This is a genomic window from Synechococcus sp. BA-120 BA3 (assembly GCF_034931285.1).
In the GTDB taxonomy this organism is placed as follows: Bacteria; Cyanobacteriota; Cyanobacteriia; order PCC-6307; family Cyanobiaceae; genus Cyanobium.
On the sequence record NZ_JAYGHZ010000331.1, the window covers coordinates 1 to 6,734 of the forward strand.

A 6,734-nucleotide genomic window follows, 5' to 3' on the forward strand; every position below is an offset into this window, starting at 1 on the left:
GACCCTGCCCCGCAGGGCCGCCACCGCGACGGCAGCGCCGCCCAGGAGGACCAGGGCCGCCCACAGCCAGCCGAGGGGGGCGCCGCGGCGGGCGGGGGCCGGCGCGGTCCGGATCTTTCGCTGCAGGGGGCGGGCCTGAGACTTGCGCCCCACCCGCATCAGGCGGCTGTTCTGCAGATCGCTGATCTGCTGGCTCACGTCGATCCCTAGGGCCCCCGCCACCCGCTTGGCCTGGGCCACCACGAACACCGCCTCCGGCAGGTGACGGTGGTCGCCGGTCTCGAGGGCCGTCAACTGCTCGCTGCCCAGCCGCAGCCGGTCGGCCAGATCCTCCAGGCTCAGGCCCTGGTCACGGCGGGCTGCGGCGAGCCGTTCGCCCAGTTCGACGAGTTCCGGGATCGGAGCGCTCCAGTGCTCTGCGGCCATGGTCGCGGCAGGAGATTCGGGCAAGGGCAGGGTCTCCTGATGCGCTGCGTAGCCAGCAGTATGACGAGCGGTCACGATCGCGACCAGCACCCATCGGTGGGGACCTTACCGGTGGGAAAACCGGAGCAAAGACATGGGCGATACTGGATTCGAACCAGTGACCCCTTCCGTGTGAAGGAAGTGCGCTACCGCTGTGCTAATCGCCCGTCGTTGCGACCGACACCCCTGCGACACTGAAAGTGATTCTTTCTGCGGCTGAGAGTTCCGGCCCGGCCCTGCGGCCAGAACCCTCCTACACGGTCGCCGAACTGACTGTCAAATGCAGGCGGTGCGCTGACGTGCCACCGCCACGGGGTTGAATTCGATACTCGCCGGTCCGGTGAACAGATCCGGCTGCAGGTCCCTCAGGGCCCGTGCGTCCCGGTCCAGGCGGTCCTGGGCGGCGGCGACGCGGGCGTTGCGCTGCTGGCGCCACCGGGCCCGTTCGGCGGCCACCTGCTGCTCCCAGGCGCCGAGGGCCTCCTCGTAGCGCTCGCGGTCGAGGCGCTGGTCCTCGGCGCGGTAGCGGGACTCCCGGCCGGCATCCAGGGGCTGGGGGGGAGCCACGCTGGGGCGGAAGGGGCTGTTGCGGGCCGCCGCCAGCTCCTGTTCGGCGCTGCGCAGGGATTCCATCAGGGTGGTGATCCTCCCCTGGCGCCGGCGGCAGGCCTCCAGGGCCTCGCGGCGGGCGGCGGCCGCCTTCTCCATCGCCGCCCTCTCCAGCGCCAGGCTCTGGTCCGTGTCGGGCAGGCAGCGGACATAGCTCAGGGCTGCCGTGACCGGATTCCCGGCGCCGGCGCTGAGCCGGCGGCAGCGCTCGCGACCGGCCTCACTGACCCCGACTCCCTGGCAGCCACTGGCCAGCAGGGACAGGCCCAGCAGCACCGGCAGCAGCGGCCGGCATCGGCTTCCACGGGAACTGGCCATCGCCCTCGAAACGCCCCTCGGAGGCACACCGTGTCCATTGTCGCCACCGCCCCGGCGCTCGGATGGCCGAGCCAGCCGCCCCCTACGGCGGCACGCGCACCACCCGGAAGGTCAGGTTGAGCCTTGGGGCGTCCACCTTCAGCCGCCGCGGCAGCCCGTGCTGCCAGAGCCGCTGGGTGGGTGGGTCCATCAGCAGCAGGTCCCCGTGGCCGAGTTCCACCGCCACGGCCTCGGCGGTGCCCCGCCGGCGTGGGCGGAAGCGCAGGGTGCGGCCCGCCCCCAGGCTGAGGGACGCGATCGGGGCGTCCGGATCGAGCTCAGCCTCGTCATCGGCGTGCCAGCCCATGGCATCGCGGCCGTCGCGGTAGAGATTGAGCAGCAGGGAATTGAACTCCCGCATCGCGGCTTCTCCCACCCGCCGCCGGATGGCGGCGACCAGGGGCGTCCAGGGTTCGATGGCGTTCTCCAGGCCCGCGTAGCGGTAGCCGCAGCCCGGGTCGGCCATCCAGCAGGTGAGGCGGGGCATGGCGTGGCGACGGCCGTAGACGGTGATGGACTCCTGCTTCCAGGGCACCTCCTCCAGCAGCGTCCGCAGCCAGCCATCGGCCTCCGCGGCGCCCACCCAGCCCCGCCAGTGGCGCAGGCAGGGCGCCGCCGACGTCACTCCGCCCCGCCGCGGAACAGGTGGTTGTGGCTGGCGGAATAGAGCAGGGAACGGGCTCCGCCGGCGTCCCGCAGGGCCGGACTCACCACGTAGAGGGTGGTCCGGATCAGGCTCCGCTCACGGCTGACCCGGGCCATGGCGTGCAGGGGCACCACCGTGAGCCACTGGTCGGGCCAGCTGACCCGGTAGCCGATGGCCACGGGGGTGTCGGCCGGGTAGTGCTGCAGCAGTTCCCCCTGCACCTCCTCCACATGGCGGGCGCTCAGGTACAGGCAGAGGGAGGCCTGCAGGGCGGCGAGCCGGGCCAGGGATTCCCGCTCCGGCGTGCCGGTGCGTCCGCCCGCCCGGCTCAGCACGATCGTCTGCACCCGGCCGGGGATGGTCAGCTCGGCGCCCAGGGCGGCGGCGGTGGCTTGGTAGGCGCTCAGGCCCGGCACCACCTCCACCGCCAGCCCGGCATCGGCCAGGCGGCAGATCTGCTCCTGCAGGGCTCCGTAGAGGCAGGGATCACCGTCATGGAGGCGCACCACCCTCCGTCCCGCCTGGGCCCGCTCCAGCACCACGGCCATCACCTCCTCGAGGGTGAGGGTGCTGGTGCGGACGCTCTCGCAGTCCTGCGGCGCCAGGGCGGCGATCTGGGGATTCACCAGGGAGTCGGTCCAGACGAGCACCTGGGCGGCTTCGATGGCCCGCGCGGCCCTCAGGGTGAGCAGGTCCGGGGCGCCGGGGCCGGCTCCCACGATCTGGACGGTGGCTGTCATGCGGTCAGGCCGGAGGGGTCAGGGAGGGGACGACGGAAGCGGTAGAGCCAGAGCAGGCCCGCCCCCCCCAGCAGGATCAGCAGCAGGCTCATCAGCTGGGCCATGCGCAGGCCGCCGCTGCAGAAGGGGGGCTGGGAGAAGAGGCAGAGGGGATCGAGCCGCAGCCCCTCGATCCAGAGGCGGCCGCTGCTGTAGGCCATCAGGTACACGCAGCTGAGGGCACCGGCCGGCAGCCGCAGGCGGCCGCTGCCGCCCAGGCGGAACAGAACCAGCAGCAGGCCGCAGACCCCCAGGTTCCAGAGCGACTCGTACAGGAAGGTGGGGTGGAAGGAGGCCTGCTCAAGGAACTCCGGCGGCCGGTTGGCCATGGGAATGGTCAGGGCCCAGGGCAGGTTGGTGGGCAGGCCGAAGGCCTCGGAGTTGAAGAAATTGCCCCAGCGCCCGATCGCCTGGCCCAGGGCCACGGCGGGCACGAGCACATCCAGCAGGGGCCAGAAGGCCTGGCGGCGCCAGCGGCAGAAGAGCACCGTCACCAGCGTCCCGCCGATCAGGGCGCCGTGGATGGCGATGCCGCCGCGCCAGATGGCGAAGACATCGAGCCAGTCATTGCGGTACTGGCGCCATTCCAGTGCCACGTAATAGATCCTGGCGCCGACGACGGCCCCGAGCACCATCAGCGGCAGCAGGTCGGCGATCAGGGCCGGCTCAATGCCCCGCTGGCGACCCAGCCGGGTGGCCAGCAGCAGCCCCAGCAGCACCGCCAGGGCAATGAGCAGGCCATACCAGCGAACGGAAACTGGACCCAGCTGGAAGATCAGGGGTCCCGGTGAGGTGAAGAGGCCGAGAGGAAGGCTCAGAAGCCCTCCGCCGCCTGGACCTTCTCCACCTGGCGCTTCTTGAGCACCAGCATGATCTGGGCGAGGGCCACGGCGGCGAAGAAGGCCAGCAGCCCGTAGATGCGCACCGGGTTCTGGAGCACCACCTCGGCGTCGATCTGGCCGAAGCCACCGACGTTGGGGTCATTGGTGATCGGGGCACCGGCCTCGACGGCGTCGCCGACGGCCACGGTCAGGGTGGGGCCGGCGGGAACCGTCTCGGTGACGGCGCCGCCGGCACCGGTGATCTCCACCACGGTGGCGCCGTTGGCGTCCGTGCTGATGGCGCTGACCGTGCCGGCCGCCGGGGCGGTGTAGACGGTGTTGTTGGTCTTCTCACCCTCGGGGGTCACCTGGCCGCGGCCACGGTTGGCGCCGACGTGAACCTGGTACTTGCCGAAATGGATGGCGCTGTCGGTGGCCGGGTCGGGGGAGAGGATCGGGAAGACGATCTCCTGGTGCTGGTCACCGGGGAGCGGACCCACCAGGAGGATATTGGGCTGGTCGTCGCTGTACTGGGTGTAGTAGATGCCGGCGGTCTCCTCCTTGAGCTCATCGCTGAGGCGATCCTGGGGGGCCAGGGTGAAGCCGTCGGGGAGCATCACCACCGCGCCCACGTTGAGGCCGGCGGGACTGCCGTTGCCGGAGACCTGCTGCACCGCGGTGTCGTAGGGGATTTCGACCACCGCCTTGAACACGGTGTCGGGGAACACCGCCTGGGGCACTTCCACCCGGGTGGCCTTCTTGGCCAGGTGGCAGTTGGCGCAGACGATCTTGCCCGTGGCCTCACGCGGGGTCGCATAGTTCTGCTGGGCCCAGAAGGGGTAGGCCCAGCTGGGGCTGGCCCCCAGGAGCAGCACGCCCACCGAAACGCTGAGGGTGAGCAGGGTGCCGAACAGGGGGGAGAGGAAGCGGCGCATGGGGGTGCAGTTGGCGGGCGTCGGAGAGGAAAGCGGGGGGAGGGGGATTCAGGCGCCGATCAGGCCCACCAGGCCTTCTCGCCCGTGCGGAAATCGGTTTCGGTCCACTGGCTGAGGAACACGTTGTCGTTCTCGACGCTGACGTGGGCCAGGGCCAGGGAGAGGGGGGCCGGACCGCGCACCACCTTGCCGGTGGCGTCGTACTGGCTGCCGTGGCAGGGGCAGATGAAGCGGTTGGCGCCGCTGTTCCAGGGCACCACGCAGCCCAGGTGGGTGCAGATGGCGTTGATGCCGTAGTCGCCGATGGCCTCGCCGCCCTCGACCAGCAGGTAGGTGGGGTCGCCCTTGAGGCCCTGCACCAGGCTGCGGTCACCTTCCTTGTGGGTGGCCAGCCAGCCGGTGGCGGTGACACCGTTGCCCAGCTCGTCCTTGGCGGTGACGCCGCCACCGCTGCCCGCGGCCTTGGGCGGGATGAAGTAGTTGACGACCGGATAGAGGGCACCCAGGGCCACCCCCGTGACGGAGCCGAAGGTCAGCAGGTTCATGAACTGGCGGCGGCCCATGCCGGGCACATCACCAGAAGCACCACCGTTCGAAGAGGCCGCAGGAATCTGGGTCATAGGGAACGGCGCGGTGTGACCGATTGACGTGGCGCCCATTATGAACCTTGCCCTTCCCGCCCCTGGTCCGAGCCGCACCCGGCCGAGGCCGGCTGCAACATGCTGTTGTGGAGTGCGCCGTCCGCCATGACCTCTCCGGAACCGCTGCGGCGGGAGGAACTGCTGGAACTGCTGCGCAGCCGCTGGCAGGCCTCCTATGACCTGCAGCTGGTGCAGCGTCGCGGTCGCCTCTACCTCCATGTGATGTGGGGGTACCTGGAGCAGCAGTCGTTCCCGCTCACCCCCGAGGCCTACGAGGCCCATCTCGAGGAGCTGGTGGGCTCCCTCAACGGACTCGGGGTGGCGTCCCAGGTGCGCCAATGGCTGCGGACCACCACCGACAAGCCGCGGCTGGGCAAGGCCCTGTCCCTGCCCCTGGAGCTGCCGGCGGGGCGCGCCAGCGAGTTCATGCTCTGAGCAGGGCCGGGCCCCGGTCGTTCAGGCGGAGGGGGACGGGGAGGGCCGCAGCCCCTCGGACAGGGCCACCAGGGCCACCCCCAGCAGGTAGAGCGCCGTGATCGCCCCGGTGAGCAGCAGCATCGTGATCGGGTCGGTGGAGGGGGTCAGCACCGCCCCGGCCAGGGCCGCCACCAGCACCACCCAGCGCCAGGCGCCCAGCATGGTGCGCCAGTCGATCAGGCCGAGGGCGCCCAGCAGCAGCTGCAGCACCGGCAGCTGGAAGGCCAGGGCCGTGGCCACCATCAGCAGCAGCACGAAGTCCAGGTAGCGCTCGATCGACCAGATCGGCTCCACCACGTCGGCGCCGTAGGACACCAGGAAGCGCAGGGCGGCCGGCACCAGGGCCCACCAGGCGAAGGCCAGACCGGCGGCGAACAGCACGGTGGAGCCGGCGACGGCGGGGGCCACCAGCCGCCGCTCCCGCCGGGTCAGCCCCGGCAACACGAAGGCCAGCACCTCAAAGATCACGTAGGGCAGGGCCAGGGTGAGCCCCGCATAGCCGGCCACCTTCAGGGACACGAACAGGAATTCACCCGGGGCCAGCTGCAGGAAGCGGATCCCCTCGGCCGGGACCTCCAGCAGCCGCACCAGGGGACGCACCGCCAGCAGGCAGGCGGCGGCGCCGACCACCACCGCCAGCAGGCTGCGAAGCACCCGCCGGCGGAGCTCCTCGAGGTGCTCCACCAGGCTCATGTGCACCTCGCCGGGGAACTCGCCGGGGAAGGTGTCCTCGGGGATGGGGTCGCTCATGGCTGTTCCGTTCCCGGCAGCTTAGGGGGCGCGGCCAGCAGACCTGCGGCCCGTTCGGGCACCGCCCACAGCACCTCGCCCCCCCGATGGCGCACCGTGCCGGGGCCGGCGCCGGCGATGCGCTGCAGATCCGTGGTCGGCACCATCACCACCGGCACCCGGCCGTTGGCCCGGCCGCGGCTGAAGTGGGCCGCCAGGTCGGCTGCCTCCCGCAGGTCCGCGTCGGAAGGGGTGCCCTCCGAGCCCTTCAGCAC

Annotated in this window: 9 protein-coding genes, 1 tRNA gene and 1 pseudogene; 1 reads left to right on the top strand and 10 read right to left on the bottom strand. The window is 71.4% G+C overall.

The genetic code is table 11. The annotated features are described in order from the left end of the window. The 8 genes from VB737_RS13660 to petC form a co-directional block, all read right to left on the bottom strand. Positions 1-426, bottom strand: a 426-nt coding sequence (locus VB737_RS13660) for a helix-turn-helix domain-containing protein (RefSeq protein WP_500313745.1), incomplete at its 3' end; no start/stop codon positions are given. A 134-nt stretch (positions 427-560) separates the two neighbouring features. Then, a tRNA-Val gene (locus tag VB737_RS13665) sits at positions 561-632 on the bottom strand. Between the two features lie 109 nt (positions 633-741). Further along, positions 742-1,392, bottom strand: a complete 651-nt coding sequence (locus tag VB737_RS13670) for a hypothetical protein (RefSeq protein ID WP_500313747.1) — start codon at positions 1,390-1,392, stop codon at positions 742-744. A gap of 82 nt (positions 1,393-1,474) precedes the next feature. Further along, on the bottom strand, positions 1,475-2,056 hold the full coding sequence (locus tag VB737_RS13675; protein ID WP_500313749.1) for an alpha-ketoglutarate-dependent dioxygenase AlkB family protein: 582 nt from the start codon (positions 2,054-2,056) through the stop codon (positions 1,475-1,477). Continuing rightward, positions 2,053-2,817: a precorrin-4 C(11)-methyltransferase gene (cobM, locus tag VB737_RS13680; RefSeq protein ID WP_500313751.1), complete on the bottom strand. Its 765-nt coding sequence runs from the start codon at positions 2,815-2,817 to the stop codon at positions 2,053-2,055. The genes VB737_RS13675 and cobM overlap by 4 nt, the downstream gene beginning before the upstream one ends. Continuing rightward, positions 2,814-3,674: a prolipoprotein diacylglyceryl transferase gene (lgt, locus tag VB737_RS13685; RefSeq protein ID WP_500313758.1), complete on the bottom strand. Its 861-nt coding sequence runs from the start codon at positions 3,672-3,674 to the stop codon at positions 2,814-2,816. Before lgt ends, cobM begins: the two co-directional genes overlap by 4 nt. Continuing rightward, entirely contained in the window at positions 3,671-4,612 is a 942-nt protein-coding gene (gene petA / locus VB737_RS13690; protein ID WP_500313752.1) for a cytochrome f, read from the bottom strand. The genes lgt and petA overlap by 4 nt, the downstream gene beginning before the upstream one ends. 59 nt (positions 4,613-4,671) lie before the next feature. Then, positions 4,672-5,232, bottom strand: a complete 561-nt coding sequence (petC, locus tag VB737_RS13695; protein WP_500313754.1) for a cytochrome b6-f complex iron-sulfur subunit — start codon at positions 5,230-5,232, stop codon at positions 4,672-4,674. Positions 5,233-5,358: 126 nt separating this feature from the next. On the opposite strand from petC, the gene VB737_RS13700 reads away from it, so the two are divergent. After that, a complete protein-coding gene (locus VB737_RS13700; RefSeq protein ID WP_323305120.1) occupies positions 5,359-5,688 on the top strand; it encodes a DUF3067 family protein in 330 nt (109 codons plus the stop codon). A 21-nt stretch (positions 5,689-5,709) separates the two neighbouring features. Here the strand turns inward: VB737_RS13700 and tatC are convergent, their stop codons facing one another. Next, positions 5,710-6,480, bottom strand: a complete 771-nt coding sequence (gene tatC, locus VB737_RS13705) for a twin-arginine translocase subunit TatC (RefSeq protein ID WP_500313756.1) — start codon at positions 6,478-6,480, stop codon at positions 5,710-5,712. Then, positions 6,477-6,734, bottom strand: a pseudogene (locus VB737_RS13710) (hypothetical protein); the annotation flags it as partial. The gene tatC and the pseudogene VB737_RS13710, both read right to left, overlap by 4 nt.